Origin of the sequence: Pontibacter pamirensis (assembly GCF_010015475.1) — a bacterium.
GTDB lineage: Bacteria > Bacteroidota > Bacteroidia > Cytophagales > Hymenobacteraceae > Pontibacter > Pontibacter pamirensis.
Genome location: NZ_SSNI01000006.1, coordinates 146,571 through 165,819, shown reverse-complemented (window position 1 = coordinate 165,819; position 19,249 = coordinate 146,571). Strand labels below are relative to the sequence as shown.

Here is a 19,249-nt window from a genome sequence, read left to right as displayed (position 1 = left end):
GAAGACTACAAGGAAAAGGATTTTAGCTTGCTGTTGTTATTTACTGGCTGTCTTTGTTGTTATAAGTACTTAAACAAAGTACCCGTTTCAGGTGTAAATTATAGAGATCAACACGTTATTGGATACCGTATAATGAATTATGGAAGATAAATTAGATGATATTATAAATGGGCTGCATCAGAAGTCCAAGACGAAGCAGGCCATTTACCGCAATACCAAAGAAGTCTTTAACCGTATGAAGGAGATTTCGCAGGACTTGGTTGCGGAACTGACAGAGCGGATAACAAGGTTGGATGGCGACGTGCTTATCGAATACAAAAACATAGGAGAGCATGAGTTTCAAATAAAGTTCTCCGGTGACTTGCTTGTATTCGTGATGCACTCCAACATCATTACGTTTCCGGATGATTATGAAATCATGCGGAGCGACTATGTAGAGGAAGACTTCCGTCGCAGGTTCTTCGGGCATATTATGGCCTATAATTTTATGGCTGATACCATCAAGTACAACCGGTTGGATGACCCCGGTTACCTGGTCGGGCGCATGCTCATCAATATAGAAAAGCACTTTTGTATTGAGGGAGTGAGACAGCTGGACTTGCCGAAAGATAAAATCTCCAATATGGAAGCAAACAGAATCAGCGATAAGGCGCTGCGGACTATAGTGGAAAGCGCGATGATTGCAGCCGTAAACAATGACCTGATGGGGCAGGATGTAAGCGATATCGAACGCACCACGCTGAAGCAGAAACTTGATAACTCACAACTGACAAAACCGCGCAAACTCGGTTTCCAAATCAGTCACGAACTGACACACTAAGCAAACCAGCCAAGAAAGGAGCCCGGTTCATTGCATCGGGCTTCATTCTTATGCCACACTCTCCTGTCAACTGGTTGCCAGCTTTTGTTACAGGGCTAAATCTAATTTGAGATATCAAATGCCTTTATTTCTATATTATTCGTATATAGAATTAGATGTAATACAGCTATAGGCATACCTAAACTGCTATCGTGATGGGGTTTTGGGCTTCCATGAAGGACGTAGAAAGAGTTGTCAGATCCGGTGCAAAGCTGTGTATAGCAGCATTGGCAGTGCTGATGAGTTGCGCGTCGCCTCAGCCAGCCACCAAATCACTCCAAAGTGAACCGCTACGAACAGAGAATGTAATTATCGTGGTGATTGACGGCCCGCGCTATTCCGAAACCTGGGCTGCTACGCCCGGGCTTATCCCCAACATGTCTGGGAAGCTCAAAGGCAAAGGAGGCTTTCTACAAAATTTTTACAACGATGCCTACACATACACCAACTCCGGACACGCGGCTATCACAACTGGCGTAAACCAACCTATAGACAACTACGGAGAGGAACTCCCTGCCAACCCATCTATTTTTCAGTATTTTCTAAAGCAATCCGGTAAGCCCGCCACTGCTGCCTGGATTGTCTCCAGCAAGGATAAACTGCATATACTTACCGATACCCAAAGGCCCGACTGGCAGGGTACTTACCAGCCATCCTTCAACGGTGGTATAAGTGGCCCTGGCTCAGGTTACCGCATGGACTCCCTTACCCTGGAGGCTGCGATAAGTATACTGGCCACGCATAAGCCCAACCTGATGCTTATCAATTTTATGGAGCCCGATGGCTATGCCCACGCAGGTAATTCAGAGAACTACCTAAGGGGTATTTCCAGGACCGACAGGTATGTAAAAGAGCTATGGGACTTTGTAAGCAGGAATTCATTTTACAGGAAAAAAACGACGCTTATCATCACCAACGACCATGGACGCCATCTAGACGGAGTAGACGGTGGTTGGATGGAGCATGGTGACAACTGTGAAGGATGCCAGAAGATTAGTTTACTGGCACTGGGGCCCGATTTCAAAAAAGGCAGAGAGGTAGAGGCCAGGTATACGTTAGTTGATATTGCCCCTACAGTGGCCCATTTGCTTGGATTTAAAATGGACCCGGCCGTACTAGTGCCAAAGCCTGACACCACGATGGTAGAGTTTGCTGTAGACTCTACACTGGCAACGCCAGGAATGAACGCCGCACGCATAACGGTTAAAATGGAACCGGCAGTGTTAGAGGGGCAGGTAATAAAAGAGCTGTTTAAGTGAGGCTGTATAGCCAAAAGTAAAAGCAGCCTGCCACAGGTATAAAGAGTGCTTGTAATCCTAAACAGGCTGTGGCCACCTCCGACTTAGCATGACTTTACACAATCTCATTTTCTATCCTGCCGGATAAGTAACACCGGGGAGCATACCTGGTAATTATAAGCAGCAGATATGAAAAATTACTTCTTATATTTCCTTGTTAGTTTATTGTTGCTTGTTCCCCTGCAGCCTCAGGCACAGATACAAACAGACACACTTCCTGTTGCTAGTTCAGTATCTATTGATCAGCAGGAAAACCCTTTGTTTAAAAACGAAGAGGTGCTTCAGTTCAGAATTACAATGGATATGAAGACAGTGCTGAAAGATAGGGGGGAGGAGAGAGGATATCACCCGGCTGTTATCTCCTACAAAGATAAAGGCGGCACGGAGGTTTTAGTGCCGTTTAAGATAATGGTGCGGGGTAATCGCCGCCGCGACCCAACAATATGCGGTTTTCCGCCCCTGATGCTGAACTTCTCCCGAAAAACAGTGGAGAAAACGGTGTTTGGGAAAGTTAATAAACTGAAACTGGTGACGCACTGCAACGGGCATGAGTACGTGTTGCGTGAATACCTGGTTTATAAGCTTTATAACACGATTACAGACCACAGCTTTCGGGCCAGGCTTTGTAAGATTGAATATGTAGACCAGGCAGGTAAAAGGAAAACAGAGAGCCAGTATGGTTTCCTTTTAGAGGATGATGTTGATATGGCCAGAAGAAACAAAGGTGAGATTGTAAAGAAAGAGTTGGCGTTAAAAATGGATGAGACAAATAAGCTTGCTATGGCAAAGGTGGCTATGTTTCAGTACATGATTGGTAACACAGATTGGTCTGTGCCCTATCGCCACAACATAAGGCTGCTGTCCCTCGACTCTCTGCAGGCTCCCTTTCCGGTACCATATGACTTTGATTATTCAGGGATAGTGTCAACGCCTTATGCGGTGCCTCCTCCTGAGTTGGGTATCACCTCTGTGCGACATCGCTTGTTCAGGGGCTACAGTTTTCCGGATGAGACTTACAAAGAAGTTATCAATACTTTTAACAGGCACAAAACAAACTTTTATACTATCTATCAGCAAAACAGCCTTATTGATGAAAGATACCGGAAGCAGACGCTTAAGTTCTTAGACGAATTCTATGAAACCATCAATGACCCAAAGTCTTTTCATAAGAAAATTGTACGTGTAGGGGAGCAGAACAGCAAAGGCACGGTTGTGATCACAGGACTAAAATAAAATGGCCTGAGAAGCTTCTGTTGCTTCTCAGGCCATGTGGTGTTACTGCATTCGCATATCCTGAAACCTACATTATTTCAGAAAGCTCCAGCCAGCGTAATTCTTTCTCTTCTAAGGAATTGTTTATGTTCTCCAGTTCAGTGGCCCAGGCGGTAAGCTGCTCATGGTCGGTGGTGGTGCCAGCGGTCATGGTCTCGGTTAGCTCGGCTTTTCGACTCTCCAGTTGCGCAATGTCTTTTTCCAGCTGCTCATACTCCTTCTGCTCTGCATAAGAGGCTTTGCGTTTGCTGTTGTTGCCTGTCTCTTCTTTTTTTACTGCCGGTGTTGCCACTGCAGGCGCGGCAGCGGCCTGTTTGGCTTCTTCCCGTTCCTGCTCTTTCTGCCACTCACGGTAATCGGTGTAATTGCCCGGGAAGTTGCGGATCTCGCCTTCGCCTTCAAAAACAAAAAGGTGTTCCACCAGCCGGTCCATAAAGTAGCGGTCGTGGCTCACAATAAGCAGGCAGCCCCCGAAATTGAGGAGGAAATCTTCCAGAATATTCAGCGTGATGATGTCCAGGTCGTTTGTCGGCTCATCGAGAATCAGGAAGTTCGGGTTCTTGATAAGGACGCGCAGCAACTGCAGCCGGCGCTTCTCGCCTCCGCTTAGCTTGCTTACAAAGGTGTACTGCTGCGCCGGAGGGAACTGAAAGTGCTGGAGAAACTGGCTGGCTGTGATTACTTCGCCGTTTGCCATTTCCACAACCTCAGCAATGTCCTTTACAATATCAATCACACGCTGGTCTTCCCGGAAAGTAAGTTCATCCTGCGTATAATAACCAAAGACAGTGGTTTGACCAGGGTCTATGAAGCCGGAATCAGGCTGTAGCTTACCTGTGAGCATATTCAGAAACGTCGATTTACCAGCTCCGTTAGGGCCAACAACGCCTATTCTGTCTTTCTTCTTGAACACATAGGTAAAGTCGTCCACAATCTTCTTTTCACCGAAAGACTTCGAGATGTGCTCTACCTCAATGATTTTACCGCCTTGCCGCGTGGTTTTAACAGAAAGCTCCAATTGAGGACCGGTTGTTTTCTTAGCGGCTTTTTCCTTAAGTTCCTCAAAGGCATCTACCCGATATTTCGCTTTGGTGCCGCGCGCCTTCGGCATACGCCGGATCCACTCCAGTTCTTTGCGCATCAGGTTGCGGGCCTTCTCTGTTTCGGCTACGGCAGCTTCCTCGCGCTCTGCCTTTTTCTCTATAAAGTAGCTGTAGTTGCCTTTGTAGGTATAAATTTCTCCGTTGTCGAGTTCCGCAATCTCGTTGGCTACTTTATCCAGGAAATAGCGGTCGTGGGTCACCATCAGCAGTGTAGTGTTCTGCGTCGACAGCATTCCTTCCAGCCATTCAATGGTATCAAGGTCTAGGTGGTTGGTAGGTTCGTCCATGATTAGCAGATCAGGTTCCTCTATCAGTACACGGGCCATGGCCACACGCTTGCGTTGCCCACCGGATAGGTTCTTGATAACTGCATCCAAGTTGTTGATGCCCAATTTGGAGAGCACCTGCTTTACCTTTACTTCAAAGTCCCAGGCCTGTAGCTCATCCATGCGCTCCATCAGTTCCTGCATTTTCTCGCCGGTCGTGTCTGGGTTTGCCATAGCGGCTTCATAGTCCCGTATCAGGTCCAGCGTCTCACTCTGGCCGGAAAAGATATTCTGGTGTACGGTCAGTTCCTCATCAAACACAGGATTCTGGCCCAGATAGCCGATGGAGACTTCTTTTCGCACACTCACACTTCCTTCATCAGGAGGCAGATGGCCGGCGAGTACATTCAGTAGAGTTGTTTTGCCGGAGCCATTCACACCCACTAAAACGATGCGCTGGCCCTGGCTGATGCCGAAGTTCAGGTTTTTGAAAAGCCAGCGTTCGCTGAAGCTTTTGGATATGTTGTCTGCTGATAGGTAATTCATACTGCAAATTTAGCTATTTATCTGCACAGGTGCAGGCAAAATAAAACAGGCCAGCCATTTGGCCAGCCTGCTTCTGTAATAGAGTATCTTACTATTTAACGCGCTCTTTCTTCCTGCGCATGCTCTCTTCTATATGATTCGCTTGGTACACGGTGTGTAGTAAGCGAAGCCAGAATAGCGAATATACCGAAGATCAAATGCGGCGTGTACACTTCATCAGCAAACCCAAACATCCATGGTGTTAGCGCTAATATAACACCAATACCAAAGTCAAGCATCAGGTGGGTTTTCATTGGTATCTTCTTTATGATACCTACTTCATAATCGGTCATAACAGTCTGCACTGTAAGTGCTATACCTATTATCACAGCCGTCCATGTAGCGTAGCTAACATCGCTGAAACCGAATAACCATGGTGATACAATTAACAATGGTCCGTAAATATAATCTAATATCCCGTGAAAACGGGTGGGAATAAATCTCATAATCCTCCTCCTTCCAGTTTGTTACAATACACGTTTATACGGCTGGCTGAAAAAAGTGAGGCAAAAGAATCCAATTTTTTGGTGAATGGATGGTTAGTCTGTTACAACTACTGTGCGCGAAAGGTAGTCGTGCAGTGTTTGCTTGCGACGCGTGGAAAGCAACAGCAGGAAACCGAGGCAAAGCGGTATAACAGAGAGGAATTTAGAGAAATAGCGAAGGTTTGCCCTTGCAAAACTGATACGCTTTCCCCGTAGGTCGGTTACCCGCAGCCCCAAAGTATATTTGCCGATGGTTGCCTGCTTAAGCGAAGAATGCAGCACCGTGAAATAGAGCCAGTGCATGACCAGGAAGTACGGGTTGAGGAACAGAAGTTTACTTAAGCTAAACAACTCCTCCAGGTTTACGCCATTCCGGAAGATATCCTGCCAGGTATATGCCTGCTGTGGAGCGTCACTGATGCCATAGAGCACGAAAGAGTAAGAAAACACAAGGAGTGTGGTATCTACCAGAAAAGCTATGAGGCGCGCAGTTAGGTTGCCATATAAAGCAGCTTTTCTTACTGTAGGTGCCGGAAGCGTAAAAGTTCTCTGCATAGCAATATTTATATTTTAATTGTCAGGCTGCCTTGCTTTCTGCTTTGTATTTCTTCGTCAAATGATGTCTCCTCTGAACCAAGCCCTCAGAACGACTCTGTTGTTGAGCTTATTCAGTTCTAAATTAGAGGTATTGTTTTAAAGCAACAAATATTTAAACATAATTAATTTTGCTGCCGCTATCGTGGTACCTGTGGTCTTTATAGTTTAACTTTTCTGATGAGGAATTGATTTCCAGGGAAGGTTGGAAAGAAGTAAACAAACCTATTTTATTAGGCAAAGTGGCATTTACTGGCTTTTTAATTAAATTCGCTCATTATGATTCAGGATAAAAAAGAGAGGCCTATCGGCATTTTTGACAGCGGAATTGGCGGCCTTACAGTTGCGCAGGCCATTATCAATGTATTACCGAACGAGCGCCTAATATACTTCGGCGACACCGCCCATTTGCCTTATGGTGATAAGTCTACAGCCGCTATACAGTCGTATGCTGTTAAAATCTGCGATTTACTCATAAAACAGCACTGCAAGCTCATTCTGATTGCCTGTAATTCAGCTTCAGCGGCAGCTTACGAGCTGGTGAAGGAGTATGTTGGGAGCAAAGCGAAGGTGCTGAACGTAATTGACCCCATTGTGCAGCACATTGGGCAGACATATCCAAACAAAACAATTGGCCTGATCGGCACCAAACAGACGGTGAACTCTAATGTGTACCGTAAAAAGGTGGACGAACTGGATGCGGCTATCAACCTGAAGTCGCATGCCACGCCTTTGCTGGCTGCTATGATAGAAGAGGGCTTTTTCAACGATTCTATATCGGAGAGTGTCATCCACACCTATTTATCCGATCCGGGTTTGGAGGGCATAGAGGCGCTTATACTCGGCTGCACACATTATCCGCTTATCAAAAAGCAGATTGAGAACTTTTATGAAGGAGAGGTAGATGTGCTGGACGCCAGCCAGATTGTAGCGCAGCATGTAAAAGCTTACCTGGAGCAGCTTGATATGGCCTCTGAGAAACTGGTGGGAGACCATAAATTTTACGTCTCTGACTTTACCCGCTCTTTTGAAGAAAGCACCCGCATTTTCTTTAAGCGCCAGGTACACCTGGAGCATTATCCGCTGTGGGAGTAAGTACTTTTATAGAGTATGGCCGGTTGATGATGTCTGGAACCTGATGTAAATGGTGGAGAACAGGTGAAAACCATGAATATTTCCGCTCAAAAGTTACAAGTACAGCATAATTTCCGTAGAATAGAATACCTTGAACCACACCCTAGTATAACAGATGAAAAAAAGATACCTCTCTATTGGCGATTTCAAGCGGAATGCCTTTATAGTGGCTGCCGCCGCTTGCATGGGCCTCTCCAGCTGTGGAAACAGTGGCAGCCAGGACGAATGGAATGCAGATAGTGAAGTAGCCGTGCCGGATGGCATAGTAACCGAACTGACGGAGGAGGCCCCGGACCAATGGAAAATAACAGATGAACGTACCACAGCTCCCGGCCAGAGCATGGCTATACTGAAGCACAAAGACGGTCGTGTAGACACGCTGCAGGGGCTGGAACTGGAGAACCAGATGAAGGCAATCTCAGACAATCAGCAAACTTACCAGCAGGGTGGCTTTGGTTTGGGCAGTGTGCTTTGGTGGAGCGGCATGGGCTTTATGGCCGGCCGCATGATGTCACCCCGCCCCGCTTACTATGCCAACCCTAACCTGATTAACCGTACAGATTCCTGGCGACAGAACGTGCAGAGCTACAGGCAACGCGCCACTGCGCCAGCCTCAGGCAGAAGCGGCTTCTTCAGAGGCCGCAGCGGCGGAGCCGGGGCATAAATTTTACGCGACATAAAAATACACGATTGACTATGGGAAACAAAACCGTACGCCTGGCCAAACATACAGGCGACGTGGAAACGGCTGTGCGCGGCCTGGGCTGGGAATGGTGTGTGGAAGACGGTTGTGCGAACTACGTGCCTGGTGAGGCTGTGATAATCGTCGAGAAAGAGGCGGATGCTTTGCTGGATGCCGCCGACACACTTTACAATATGCTTGTGCAGGCAGTGCCGGACGATTTGCCCGATGCTTTTCTGAACATAATAGGTATACCCGAGAACCTGTGGCCGCTGGTGCGGCAGTCTTGGAACGACGAGCGGCACTGGCACCTGTACGGCCGCTTTGACTTGGCACAAACGCCGGAAGGGCCAAAGCTGATAGAGTTCAATGCTGATACGGCTACGTCAATACCTGAAACTGCTGTGGTGCAGTGGGCGAGCCTGGCTGCTGCCGGTAAAAATGATGCAAACCAGTACTCCGGCTTATACGAGGCACTGGTAGAGCAGCTTAAAACCTGGCGCATGCTCAACGAAGACCTCCCGCCTGCTTTATTATTAACCTATATCGGGGGCAGTGATGAAGACGAGACAAACTGCGCCGTGATTGCCCAGGCTGCCCGCGAGGCAGGCTTTGACACCCACCTTTGCCCGATTGAGGAAGTGACTGTTTCCACGGAGGGCGCTGAGAAAGGCTTATGGGCACAGGTAGAAGCGGAGCAGTGGCAGCAGTTTCCTTTCCTGTTTAAGCTACTGCCCTGGGAGCAGATTGCCTGGGAAGAGCCGGAGCTACTCGAGAGCCTGACGCTGCTTTCCCGTACCCGCAATGTAGTAATAGCCAACCCTGCTTATACCTTGCTTTTCCAGAGCAAAGGCATGCTGGCCTGGCTCTGGAAAGCTTTCCCTTACCATCCGCTGCTCTTGGAGGCTGATTTAGAACCTCTGAGTGGCAAGTATATCCGCAAACCTTACTTTGGCCGCGAGGGGCAGAGCGTGGAAGTGGTGGACAGAGTGCGTGTCACGAAAATGGAAGGAGAGTATGATGGCCAGAAGCAAGTGTACCAGCGCTGGTGCGACCTCCCGGAGGACGTAAACAACTACCAGTATCAGGCAGGTGTGTTCTGGGCAGGAGAGGGCTGTGCCATTGGTTTCCGCCGCGAGAAAGGCATCATCACCAACTTATCGCAGTTCGTGCCGCATCTGGTGGAGGGATAGTGATGAAGATAGTCATTGCCCCGGATTCATATAAAGGTAGCTTGTCCGCAAAGGAGGTCGGTAACACTATCAGGGAAGCCTTTACGCTTGAAATGCCTGAGGCAGAAGTGGTCGTCATACCCATGGCCGATGGAGGGGAAGGCACATTGGATTCCCTGCTCTTTTCTACGAACGGAGAAAGAGTGGATACTGTAGCCACTGGTCCATTAGGAGAGCAAACCCATACCTGCTACGGAATATTAGGAGACGGAGAAACGGCAGTCATAGAAATGGCCCTAGTGGCGGGTCTACCGATGGTACCGGAGGAGAAGCAAAATCCTATGCTGACCACCACCTTCGGACTGGGCGAGCTAATAGTAGAGGCTATAAACAAAGGGCTACAGAAATTCATCATTGGTTTAGGAGGAAGTGCCACAAACGATGGAGGCCTCGGGATGCTACAGGCCTTAGGCGCGACTTTTCTAGATGAAAACAGTAAGGATGTAGCGCCGGTTGGCGCGTCGCTGCAGAAAATTGTAAAAGTGGATTTCTCTAATCTCCACCCGAAGCTGAAAGCGTGCAGGTTCAGGATTGCCAGCGATGTGGAGAATCCGCTATGCGGGGAAAACGGCGCCTCCTACGTTTTTGGCCCGCAGAAAGGGGCAACAGCAGAACAGTTACGGATTCTGGATGAAGGTATGAGGAATTATGCCAACCTGTTAGAGGAACATCTCAAAACAAAATTTCAAACCATACCTGGTGCAGGCGCCGCAGGAGGCCTGGGGTTTGGCTTTCTGGCTTTGGGAGCCGAAATCGTATCGGGTTCACAGGTAGTAGCTGAAGCAGCAGGACTGGAAAATCATATCAGAGTAGCGGACTGGGTGATAACGGGCGAAGGACAGAGTGATTATCAGACACTCTATGGCAAAGCACCCTTCTATGTGGCGGGTTTAGCGAAGAAATATGGTGTAGGCGCTATTTTGATTTCAGGAGGACTGGGAAAAGGACATGAGCAATTGCTGGAGCATTTTGTGAGCTGTCATTCCATCGTCAATGCCCCGATAACACTAGAGCAAGCTATCGCGCAAGCGCAGCCTCTTTTGTTTTCCTGTGCTCGAAACATTGCCCGTTTAATCTACAGATCGTCTCAACCCAAATAAAGGCTTTCGGTAACATGAGCAAGGCCACTTATGTTGTGCTTCTCCTGCACTTTTGCTGTCTCTTCACATTCTCACAATCTCAATTACCACACCTGCTTATTAGCACATTCGCATATTAACTCCTAACTTTGCTTTCTTAACACAACCAGAATGCCTATGATCGCTTTCCTGCTGACACTTATGCTCTTACTCGGAGTGGTAATTGTGCTGGCGTATGCAGAGCGGAAGGTGGCGGCCTTTATGCAGGACCGTCTGGGACCAACCGAGGCGGGTCCGTATGGCTCGCTGCAGGCGGTGCTGGATGTGCTCAAGCTGCTGCAGAAAGAAGATATTGTGCCTGCCCTGGCTGATAAAGGCCTTTTTAAACTGGCACCCATTCTTATTTTTGCTGCTGTTTTCGCTGGCTTTGCAGTGATACCTATCTCACCTACCTTGGTGCCTGCGGGTATTGGCATCGGTGTGTTTTACCTGCTGGCTATCATTTCGCTGGATGTGATTGGGTTGCTGATGGCAGGCTGGGGCTCAAATAACAAGTATGCCATGCTGGGGGCGATGCGCTCCGTGGCGCAGATTGTGTCTTATGAAATTCCGGCTGGCCTTGCTATTCTGTCGGCTGTCATGGTATGCCAGTCACTGGATTTCCAGGAAATCAGTTACCAGCAGGGCGTGCTCATGAACGCGTTTCCGGGAATGGGCTACGAAACGAACTGGCTGTTCGGAATTCAAGCATTGGGCATTGATACGACCAACATCGGAGGCATCACTACCTGGAACATTTTCCGGGCTCCCATGCTGTTAGTGGCTTTTGTGATATACTTTATTGCATCGCTGGCAGAGAGTAACCGGGCTCCCTTTGATATACCAGAGGCAGAGTCGGAACTGGTGGCGGGTTTCCACGTGGAATACTCCGGCTTCCGCTTTGCGGTGCTGTTCCTGGCAGAATATAGTATGATGGTATTGGTAAGCCTGGTGGCAGTTATCCTTTTCCTGGGCAGTTGGAACACACCTTTACCGAACATTGGCTCTATAGCCCTTGCTAACTGGACTACCGGCACGATAGGTGAAATTTCCGGGAACCTGTGGGCAGCCTTCTGGTTAATTTCCAAAACTTTTGTGCTGCTATTCGTGCAACTTTGGGCCCGCTGGACATACCCGCGCCTTCGCGTGGACCAACTCATGCACCTGTGCTGGAAAGTACTCACACCGGTAGCCCTGGTAATTGTGCTGCTAGCAGGTATATGGCGGTTACTGATGATATAGTATGTGTTAGAAAGTTAGAGGGTTAAAGAGTTGAAATAGATGGAGCTAGCATAAATAATTTTTTTCTCATCTCAGCCGCAGGATTTCATCTTGTGGTTTTAGATGATGCAGGTTTTCAACTTGCGTTGCTGTAGTATAAAAGTAAGATTTCACATATGAAAGCTTACTTATTTTCCGACAAGGTGACATCTTGCGGTAGAAGTATATGGAAACAATAAAGAAAGAAGCATATAAACATAAAACCGGATTCTGGCAGGCCGTGAAGTCGCTGGTGAGTGGTGCACGCCTGACGTTACGCCACCTTGCAAACGCAAACAAACGCCGCAAACCGGTATATGTGACGGACGACAGTTACTTTAAGCAGCCGGATGGCCTGGCCACGCTCACGTATCCGTACGAAGCGCTGCCCGTGCCAGACAACGGCCGTTACCGCCTGCACAACGAGATAGAGGATTGCATTGTATGTGACCTTTGCGCCAAAGTATGCCCGGTCAACTGCATCACTATTGAGTCGGTGAAAGCAACAGAAGACATTGGTGTGACCTCAGACGGAACAAAAAAGCGCCTGTATGCGCCGGTATTCGACATCGACATGGCCAAGTGCTGCTACTGCGGCCTCTGCACCACCGTTTGCCCGACCGACTGCCTCACCATGACGCCGGTATATGATTTCAGCGAAGTGAATATTAAGAACATGATTTACCACTTCACTGACTTATCTCCGGAGCAGGCACAGGAGAAGCAGCTACTGTTTGAAAAGCAACAAGAGGAAATGGCAGCGGCGAAGGCGGCTGCATTGGCCGCAAGAAAACAGCAGGGATAGACGCAAAGACCTCACAGCGTCTTCCAGACCTGTGAGTGTCTTATTTGCTACGAAGCAACCAGACGCTCACAGGAGCTGCGCACACTGCGAGGTCTTTGGAGCAATTTGTAATTAAACTTTATACTGGTCTTAATCCAAGTTAACTGATAATTAAACAGCATGCTTTTCTACATTTTCGCCTTACTGGCGGTACTTTCAGGGGCATATATGGTGCTGACGCGGAACCTGCTGTATGCTGGCTTTTCGCTGCTGGTGACATTGCTGAGCGTAGCCGGTATATATGTGCTGCTGTACGCTGATTTCGTGGCAGTCACACAACTGATGGTTTATGTGGGGGGCGTGCTGGTGCTGATTCTGTTTGGTGTCATGCTGAGCAGCCGCGTGCACGACCAGTCGGTAATGTCGGAGAGTGTGAACAAGGTGTGGGGTACGGTGATTACGTTTTTGTTGATTGTTGGCCTGTGCTATACCATTTTGCATGCGAACCTCCACATGCTCCCCTGGCTGCAAACGGCTGATGCGGATGTGCTGGGGCCGGAGAAAAGCACGGTACATACCATCGGTATCAAGCTGATGACGGATTTTGTGGTGCCTTTTGAAGTTGCCTCGCTGCTCCTGCTCATTGCTCTGATGGGTGCCGCTTATATTGCCACTGATAAACAGAAAGTATAGAAATGGAGGGAGTACCCTTAGAACATATCCTGATTTTGAGCGCCCTGCTTTTCAGCCTGGGTGTACTGGCCGTTATCACAAAGCGGCATGCGGTGGTGGTGCTGATGGGAATAGAACTTATTTTCAACGCCGCCAACCTGAACCTGGTTGCTTTCAGCCGCTTTGACCCACTGCTTCTGCAGGGGCAGTTGTTTTCGCTGTTTGTGATGGTGGTGGCTGCCGCCGAGGCTGCTGTCGCCCTGGCTATTGTGCTGCGGGTGTACCAGCTCTTTAAAACGGCCAACCTGAATCAAGTTAATCACCTAAGCAAATAAAGGGACACGTTGGAGCTAACCTCACTTCTAAACCCACTGCCGGGCACAGCGCAAACCACGCTCGCACTAGCGGTGCTCCTGCTGCCCCTGTTGGCTTTCCTTGTTCTGTTCTTCTTCGGCAGGCGCCTGCCCCGCCGCGGCGACTGGCTGGCAGTAGGTATTTCTGCGCTTTCCTTTGCCTTGTCGGTGTGGCTCTTCACGCAGACCTGGAACACCGCCACCTTCCATAGCCGCACCGTGTGGTTTAGTATGGCGTCGGTAGGCGGTACTTTGGCTGATTTTACGGCAGGCATATTAATAGATAACCTCACCGTGCTGATGTTGGTTGTCGTCACGTTTATCTCCACGCTGGTGCAGCTGTTCTCTATAGGCTACATGCACGGCGACAGGGGCTACAGCCGATACTTTGCTTACCTGGGGTTGTTCACGTTCAGCATGCTGGGCATAGTGTTGGTGGATAACCTGCTGCTGCTTTTCATGTTCTGGGAACTAGTGGGCCTGTCTTCTTACCTGCTGATTGGTTTCTGGTTTACCCGGCCTGCCGCCACTGCGGCAAACAAAAAGGCTTTTCTGGTGAATAGGGTAGGAGACATCGGCTTATTGCTGGGACTCTTCGCTTTCTACACCTACTTCCGTACTTTCGACTTAGAGGCCTTGCGTGCTCTAATAGGCGCAGGCAACTGGACAGAAGAATACTTTGCGGTTTCTTACATCCTGAACGGACAGCAGTGGCGGGTAGAGATGGGGCCGGCGCTGCTGACGCTCGCTGGTTTAGGCTTGTTTATGGGCTGTGTGGGCAAATCGGCGCAGTTTCCGCTGCAGGTATGGTTGCCGGATGCCATGCAGGGCCCTACACCTGTTTCTGCCCTCATCCACGCCGCCACCATGGTAGCGGCTGGTGTATACCTGCTGGCCCGCTGCTACGCCTTTTTTACTGTAGAAGCGCTCACTGTTATTGCTATCATAGGTGCTATCACCGCTTTGCTGGGCGCTGTTGCAGCCTTCACGCAATATGATATCAAAGGGGTGCTGGCGTTCTCTACCATCTCGCAGTTAGGGTATATGGTGATGGGTATGGGCACGGGCGCACACGATGCCTCGCTCTTCCACCTCACCACACACGCTTTTTTCAAAGCAGCACTTTTTCTCAACGCCGGTATTATTATACATGCCATGCACCGCGGCCTGCACCACACGCATCAGCCGAAAAGTATAGACCCGCAGGATATTCGGAACATGGGCGGCCTGCGGAAAGTAATGCCGCTGACATTTTATACCTACCTGCTGGCTGCTGCAGCCCTGGTAGGTTTGCCGCTGTTCTCCGGCTTTCTTTCCAAAGATGCTATTCTGTCCGGTAGTTGGGCCTGGGCACAGGCCATGAGCGCCAATGGCAGCAACTTCTATTACATCGTCCCGGTTATCGGTTTTACGGTGGTGTTGCTGACGGCTTATTACATGGGCCGGCACATGTGGTTTATGTTCTTCGGGAGTTTCAGACTGCCGTTCGATGTGCGGGAACTGCGGGTATCGGCGGGGCAGGAGCTGGAGCGCGTGCTGGCTGTGCCGGTGGTGTTATTGGCGATACTTTCTCTAGGCGTTTTCTTTTCCCTGAACCCGTTCAGCTTCAGCAGCAGCTGGGTGATGCAGGGCATCGGCCTGGAAAGACTTACAACAGGTGGCGCCTTGCTGGCAGATAACCTGCTGCAGGCAGTAGTAGCACAGGACGAGGCAAATCATACTGCCCATTTAGTGATTGGTGTGCTCTCTGCACTGTTAGGGGTGGCTGGTATAGGGCTGGCTATTGGCAGGTACAGAAACAAATCAGACGAGGATTTGCTGCAGGAGCATCCGCAGCGTGCTTTTGCCAGGATGTCTTACAACCACTTTTACCTCGACCAGTTCTATGCCAATGCTTTTGTGAAGCCAACCTTGCTACTGGCCCGCAGCCTGTACCGGATAGATAAACGTGTGATAGACTATACCCTGAACTATGGCAGTAAATGGCTGGTGGTGTTTGCAAAAGTGATAGCAGGCTTCGACAGGTTTGTGGTGGATGGCCTGGTATGGCTGGTGGGTGCCGCCTCCAAATTACTTGGCAGTGTTGGGCGTGGCTTGCAAAATGGAAAGGTGCAGTCTTACTACGCTTACTCTCTCTTCGGATTTATTTTATTTATACTATACATCCTCGTGTTTTGATGGTTAATTTCGCGAGTGCAATACAAGGAGGAGCTTAACAGATTTTAGAAATATAAGGATGCTGATTGTCTTACATCCTGCATCTTAATACAAGTGTCTATACATATTGATGGATTTTATACTCAGTAGTCTCATTTTTACACCTTTGCTGGCGGCGCTAGTTGTGCTGGTGATGCCTGCGCACCTGCACAGGCCGATAAAGGCAGTAGCGCTTTTGGGGACTTTGGTGCAGATGGGGCTGGCTGTTTTTTTATACCTCCGTTTTGATGGTGTTGCCTTCGCAAATGGGCAGCAGGGATACCAGTTTGTGGAAAAGCTCAACTGGATTGGCTTTGCACTCGGCAACCTGGGCCTCTTTCAGATTGAGTATTTCTTAGGGGTAGACGGCATCAGCATCAGTATGGTGCTGCTCACTGGCATTGTCGGGGTTATTGGTATTATCTCCTCCTGGACAATTACCAGCAAAGTAAAAGGATATTTCCTGCTTTACCTGCTGTTGCTTACCAGCGTGATGGGGTGTTTTTTGGCCCTAGATTTTTTCCTGTTCTACCTCTTTTTTGAATTTATGCTGCTGCCGATGTACTTCCTTATCGGTATCTGGGGTGGCCCCAGGCGGGAATATGCAGCCATTAAGTTCTTTATTTATACCTTGGTTGGCTCCCTTTTTATCCTGATAGTTATGATTGGGTTGTATACTTCGGTGATTGACCCGGCTGCGACAGCAAGGCAGTTGGGGCTGCTGGAGCGTGGTATGGCTGCCTCCCCTGAAGTAATACGGCAGGTGCAGCAGATGCTGCAGCAAAACACCATCAGCACACAGCAAATGGTACACACCTTCAGTATTCCGGCCATGATGGAGGCCGCTAATTTTCTGCCTGACAGTCTCCTGCATGTTATGTCGCGGATAACGCTGTGGGACCTGCCGGTACGTTTTATCGCTTTCCTGCTGTTGCTGGCCGGTTTTGCCATCAAAGTGCCGGTGGTGCCGGTGCATACGTGGCTACCCGATGCACACGTAGAGGCGCCAACGCCTATTTCTGTACTGCTGGCTGCTATACTACTAAAAGTAGGTGGATACGGCCTTATCCGCATTGTATACCCAGTCTTCCCAGATGCCGCAACTTATTTCTCGGTGCTGGTGGGCGGTCTGGGAGTGCTGTCCATCATCTATGGTGCCCTCAACGCCCTGGCCATGAACGACCTGAAAAAGCTGATTGCCTATTCGTCGGTGTCGCACATGGGCTTTGTGCTGCTGGGCCTGGCCTCACTCACAACAGAGGGGGTGAATGGCGCTGTTTACATGATGTTTAGCCACGGTATTATCTCTGCAATGCTCTTCCTGGTGGTAGGGGTGATATATGACCGGGCGCATGACCGTATGATACAAAATTTCAGAGGCTTAGCTAACGTGATGCCTGCCTATACTACGTTTGTAGTTATCGCTTTTTTTGCCTCTTTGGGTTTGCCGGGCTTTTCCGGGTTTATAGCCGAGCTACTGGTATTGATAGGAGGATTTAGTGCACCTGAGGCTACGGGCATGCTGCCCCGCTGGCTCACTATTGTTGCCGTGTTTGGCTTATTATTAGCAGCGGCGTATTACCTGTGGGCGCTGCAGCGCATGTTCTTCGGCAAGTTCTGGATGTTCCCAGAGTTGCGCGAAAGCGCCGTTATTACTGATCTAAATACCCGGGAGTACCTGATGCTTGTGCCCCTAACACTGCTGGCCCTGCTCTTCGGTATTTTCCCTCACCTTCTCCTGGACAAAATAGGTATAGCTGTGAATGGCTTTTCGGAGTTAGTATTGCAAAACGGGCAGGAGCAACTGAATATCGTTTTATCTACCATTGTACCTTAAGTGAACGAGCAGGCAGTCTATCTATCCGAAACTATTGATGCCATTGTAGCGGGTGCAGGTTCCTTGCTGCCCGAGCTGCTGCTGGCCATCTTCTTTCTGCTGCTCGTTACCCTGGATTTGTTTAAGTCTCCAACTATAAAGCGACTGCTGCCGTGGCTGGCCCTCTCCGGTTTGTTCGCTTCGTTGCTGCTGCAAATTTTAGGGGGCTATACTTCCGGCGACGAACCCTTTCTGAACCTGCTCCTTTCTGACGGGTTGGCGCGTTATGCAGGTATACTTTTTAGTACAGCAGGTATATTTACTATCCTGCTTTCCCTGCAGAACAGGCCGCTGGAGCGTTTGCAACAAGGCAAAGGAGAATATTATGCCCTCATCCTGATGCTGGTGCTGGGGCTGAACCTGATGGGCAAATCCGTTAACCTGCTCATGGTCTTCCTGGCTATTGAAACCGTTTCTATTGCCTCCTATATCCTCACCCTCACCCTAAAACATGAAAAGCGTGCGGTAGAGGCAGGCCTGAAGTATATTTTGTACGGTGCGCTTTCGGCAGGAGTGATGTTGTATGGCATGTCTTTTTTCTACGGCCTGACAGGCACGCTTAACTATTCTTCCGAAGTATTCAGAATCGGGCTGTTGCAGGCGAACACCCTGCTGGTAACGGTGGCGGCAGTACTTGTCTTCGCCGGGTTCTTCTTTAAAATATCAGCGGCGCCTTTTCATTTTTGGGTTTCCGATGTGTACCAGGGCGCGCCGCTCCCTGTTGTGGCGCTGTTCTCTACCGGGCCTAAGATGGCGGGTATTATTGTGATACTTCGCTTTGTAAAGCCTTTTGAAAACCAGCTGGCTTATGCTGATGTGCAGTTGTTTCTGGGTATTGCAGCCATCGCCACGCTTGTGATTGGTAACTTTACAGCTCTCTGGCAAAACACACCCCGCAGGTTGCTCGCTTATTCCTCCGTATCGCATGCCGGTTTTCTGCTGACGGGACTGCTGGCTTTTAACACCGATTATACAGTGAGCGTGCTGTTTTACCTCACAGTGCTGCTGTTTATGAATTTTGGTATTTTCCTGTTTCTGCAATTGTCGGAGAATACTTTCAAGGTTCAGAAGTTGGAGGACTTTGCCGGTCTTGGCCGCGCCTATCCTTTTATAGGCGTTATGGCGCTGCTGTACCTGCTGTCGCTGACTGGTTTGCCGCCCCTGGCAGGCTTTATGGGGAAACTGCTCATCTTCAGTAATGTTTGGGAGGCTTACACACTGGGTGGAAATACCCTCCTGCTGACCTTATTGATCATCGGAGTTTTACTGACGGGAGTGGCGCTATTCTATTATATCAAGATACCATACTACCTTTTCTTTAAAGGGAATTTTAGAGAAGAAAATTTAGTTACTTCACTGTCAGATAAACTGCTGCTTGCGCTGTTTGCCTTGCCGCTGCTGGTCCTGTTTTTTAAACCCGACTTGCTGCTAAACTGGATGAAACAACTGCTGGCCCAGACACTTTAAAATTTAATAGCAC

At 49.1% G+C, this 19,249-nt stretch carries 17 protein-coding genes; 14 read left to right on the top strand and 3 right to left on the bottom strand.

The features are described from left to right. The first annotated feature begins 139 nt into the window (after positions 1 to 139). From E1919_RS07790 to E1919_RS07780, 3 genes are all read left to right on the top strand, one after another. Entirely contained in the window at positions 140 to 820 is a 681-nt protein-coding gene (locus E1919_RS07790) for a hypothetical protein (protein WP_162052785.1), read from the top strand. A gap of 194 nt (positions 821 to 1,014) precedes the next feature. Next, a complete protein-coding gene (locus E1919_RS07785) occupies positions 1,015 to 2,118 on the top strand; it encodes a sulfatase-like hydrolase/transferase (RefSeq protein ID WP_237144136.1) in 1,104 nt (367 codons plus the stop codon). A 168-nt stretch (positions 2,119 to 2,286) separates the two neighbouring features. Beyond that, a complete protein-coding gene (locus E1919_RS07780; RefSeq protein ID WP_237144129.1) occupies positions 2,287 to 3,390 on the top strand; it encodes a hypothetical protein in 1,104 nt (367 codons plus the stop codon). Between the two features lie 67 nt (positions 3,391 to 3,457). Here the strand turns inward: E1919_RS07780 and E1919_RS07775 are convergent, their stop codons facing one another. The 3 genes from E1919_RS07775 to E1919_RS07765 all read right to left on the bottom strand — a co-directional run bounded on the left by E1919_RS07775 (position 3,458) and on the right by E1919_RS07765 (position 6,423). Beyond that, entirely contained in the window at positions 3,458 to 5,344 is a 1,887-nt protein-coding gene (locus E1919_RS07775) for an ABC-F family ATP-binding cassette domain-containing protein (protein WP_162052784.1), read from the bottom strand. Positions 5,345 to 5,439: 95 nt separating this feature from the next. Next, the gene (locus E1919_RS28250; RefSeq protein ID WP_162052783.1) at positions 5,440 to 5,829 is read right to left on the bottom strand and encodes an SPW repeat protein; all 390 of its coding nucleotides are present in this window, start codon (positions 5,827 to 5,829) and stop codon (positions 5,440 to 5,442) included. 93 nt (positions 5,830 to 5,922) lie between these two features. After that, positions 5,923 to 6,423 (bottom strand): RDD family protein, encoded by a 501-nt coding sequence (locus E1919_RS07765; protein ID WP_162052782.1) that lies wholly within the window; start codon positions 6,421 to 6,423, stop codon positions 5,923 to 5,925. 318 nt (positions 6,424 to 6,741) lie between these two features. Between E1919_RS07765 and murI the strand changes: the two genes are divergently transcribed. The 11 genes from murI (at position 6,742) to E1919_RS07710 (ending at position 19,236) form a co-directional block, all read left to right on the top strand. Then, on the top strand, positions 6,742 to 7,557 hold the full coding sequence (murI, locus tag E1919_RS07760) for a glutamate racemase (protein ID WP_162052781.1): 816 nt from the start codon (positions 6,742 to 6,744) through the stop codon (positions 7,555 to 7,557). Positions 7,558 to 7,711: 154 nt separating this feature from the next. Then, complete coding sequence (locus tag E1919_RS07755) at positions 7,712 to 8,260, top strand: Cj0371 family chemotaxis-regulating polar lipoprotein (protein WP_162052780.1); 549 nt, start codon at positions 7,712 to 7,714, stop codon at positions 8,258 to 8,260. 32 nt (positions 8,261 to 8,292) lie between these two features. Then, positions 8,293 to 9,471: a glutathionylspermidine synthase family protein gene (locus E1919_RS07750; protein WP_202915876.1), complete on the top strand. Its 1,179-nt coding sequence runs from the start codon at positions 8,293 to 8,295 to the stop codon at positions 9,469 to 9,471. Between the two features lie 2 nt (positions 9,472 to 9,473). Then, the gene (locus tag E1919_RS07745) at positions 9,474 to 10,610 is read left to right on the top strand and encodes a glycerate kinase (protein ID WP_162052778.1); all 1,137 of its coding nucleotides are present in this window, start codon (positions 9,474 to 9,476) and stop codon (positions 10,608 to 10,610) included. A 156-nt stretch (positions 10,611 to 10,766) separates the two neighbouring features. Next, positions 10,767 to 11,870 carry a complex I subunit 1/NuoH family protein gene (locus E1919_RS07740; RefSeq protein ID WP_162052777.1) on the top strand — a complete coding sequence of 368 codons (1,104 nt, stop codon included), beginning with the start codon at positions 10,767 to 10,769 and terminating at the stop codon, positions 11,868 to 11,870. A 205-nt stretch (positions 11,871 to 12,075) separates the two neighbouring features. Next, positions 12,076 to 12,693, top strand: a complete 618-nt coding sequence (locus tag E1919_RS07735; RefSeq protein WP_162052776.1) for a NuoI/complex I 23 kDa subunit family protein — start codon at positions 12,076 to 12,078, stop codon at positions 12,691 to 12,693. A gap of 159 nt (positions 12,694 to 12,852) precedes the next feature. Beyond that, positions 12,853 to 13,365 (top strand): NADH-quinone oxidoreductase subunit J family protein, encoded by a 513-nt coding sequence (locus E1919_RS07730; protein WP_162052775.1) that lies wholly within the window; start codon positions 12,853 to 12,855, stop codon positions 13,363 to 13,365. A 2-nt stretch (positions 13,366 to 13,367) separates the two neighbouring features. After that, positions 13,368 to 13,679 carry an NADH-quinone oxidoreductase subunit NuoK gene (gene nuoK, locus E1919_RS07725; protein WP_162052774.1) on the top strand — a complete coding sequence of 104 codons (312 nt, stop codon included), beginning with the start codon at positions 13,368 to 13,370 and terminating at the stop codon, positions 13,677 to 13,679. Positions 13,680 to 13,688: 9 nt separating this feature from the next. Next, complete coding sequence (gene nuoL / locus E1919_RS07720; protein ID WP_237144127.1) at positions 13,689 to 15,875, top strand: NADH-quinone oxidoreductase subunit L; 2,187 nt, start codon at positions 13,689 to 13,691, stop codon at positions 15,873 to 15,875. A gap of 109 nt (positions 15,876 to 15,984) precedes the next feature. After that, positions 15,985 to 17,730 carry a complex I subunit 4 family protein gene (locus E1919_RS07715; protein WP_162052773.1) on the top strand — a complete coding sequence of 582 codons (1,746 nt, stop codon included), beginning with the start codon at positions 15,985 to 15,987 and terminating at the stop codon, positions 17,728 to 17,730. Next, positions 17,731 to 19,236 carry an NADH-quinone oxidoreductase subunit N gene (locus E1919_RS07710; RefSeq protein ID WP_162052772.1) on the top strand — a complete coding sequence of 502 codons (1,506 nt, stop codon included), beginning with the start codon at positions 17,731 to 17,733 and terminating at the stop codon, positions 19,234 to 19,236. It abuts the gene before it with no gap. Positions 19,237 to 19,249: the final 13 nt, after the last annotated feature.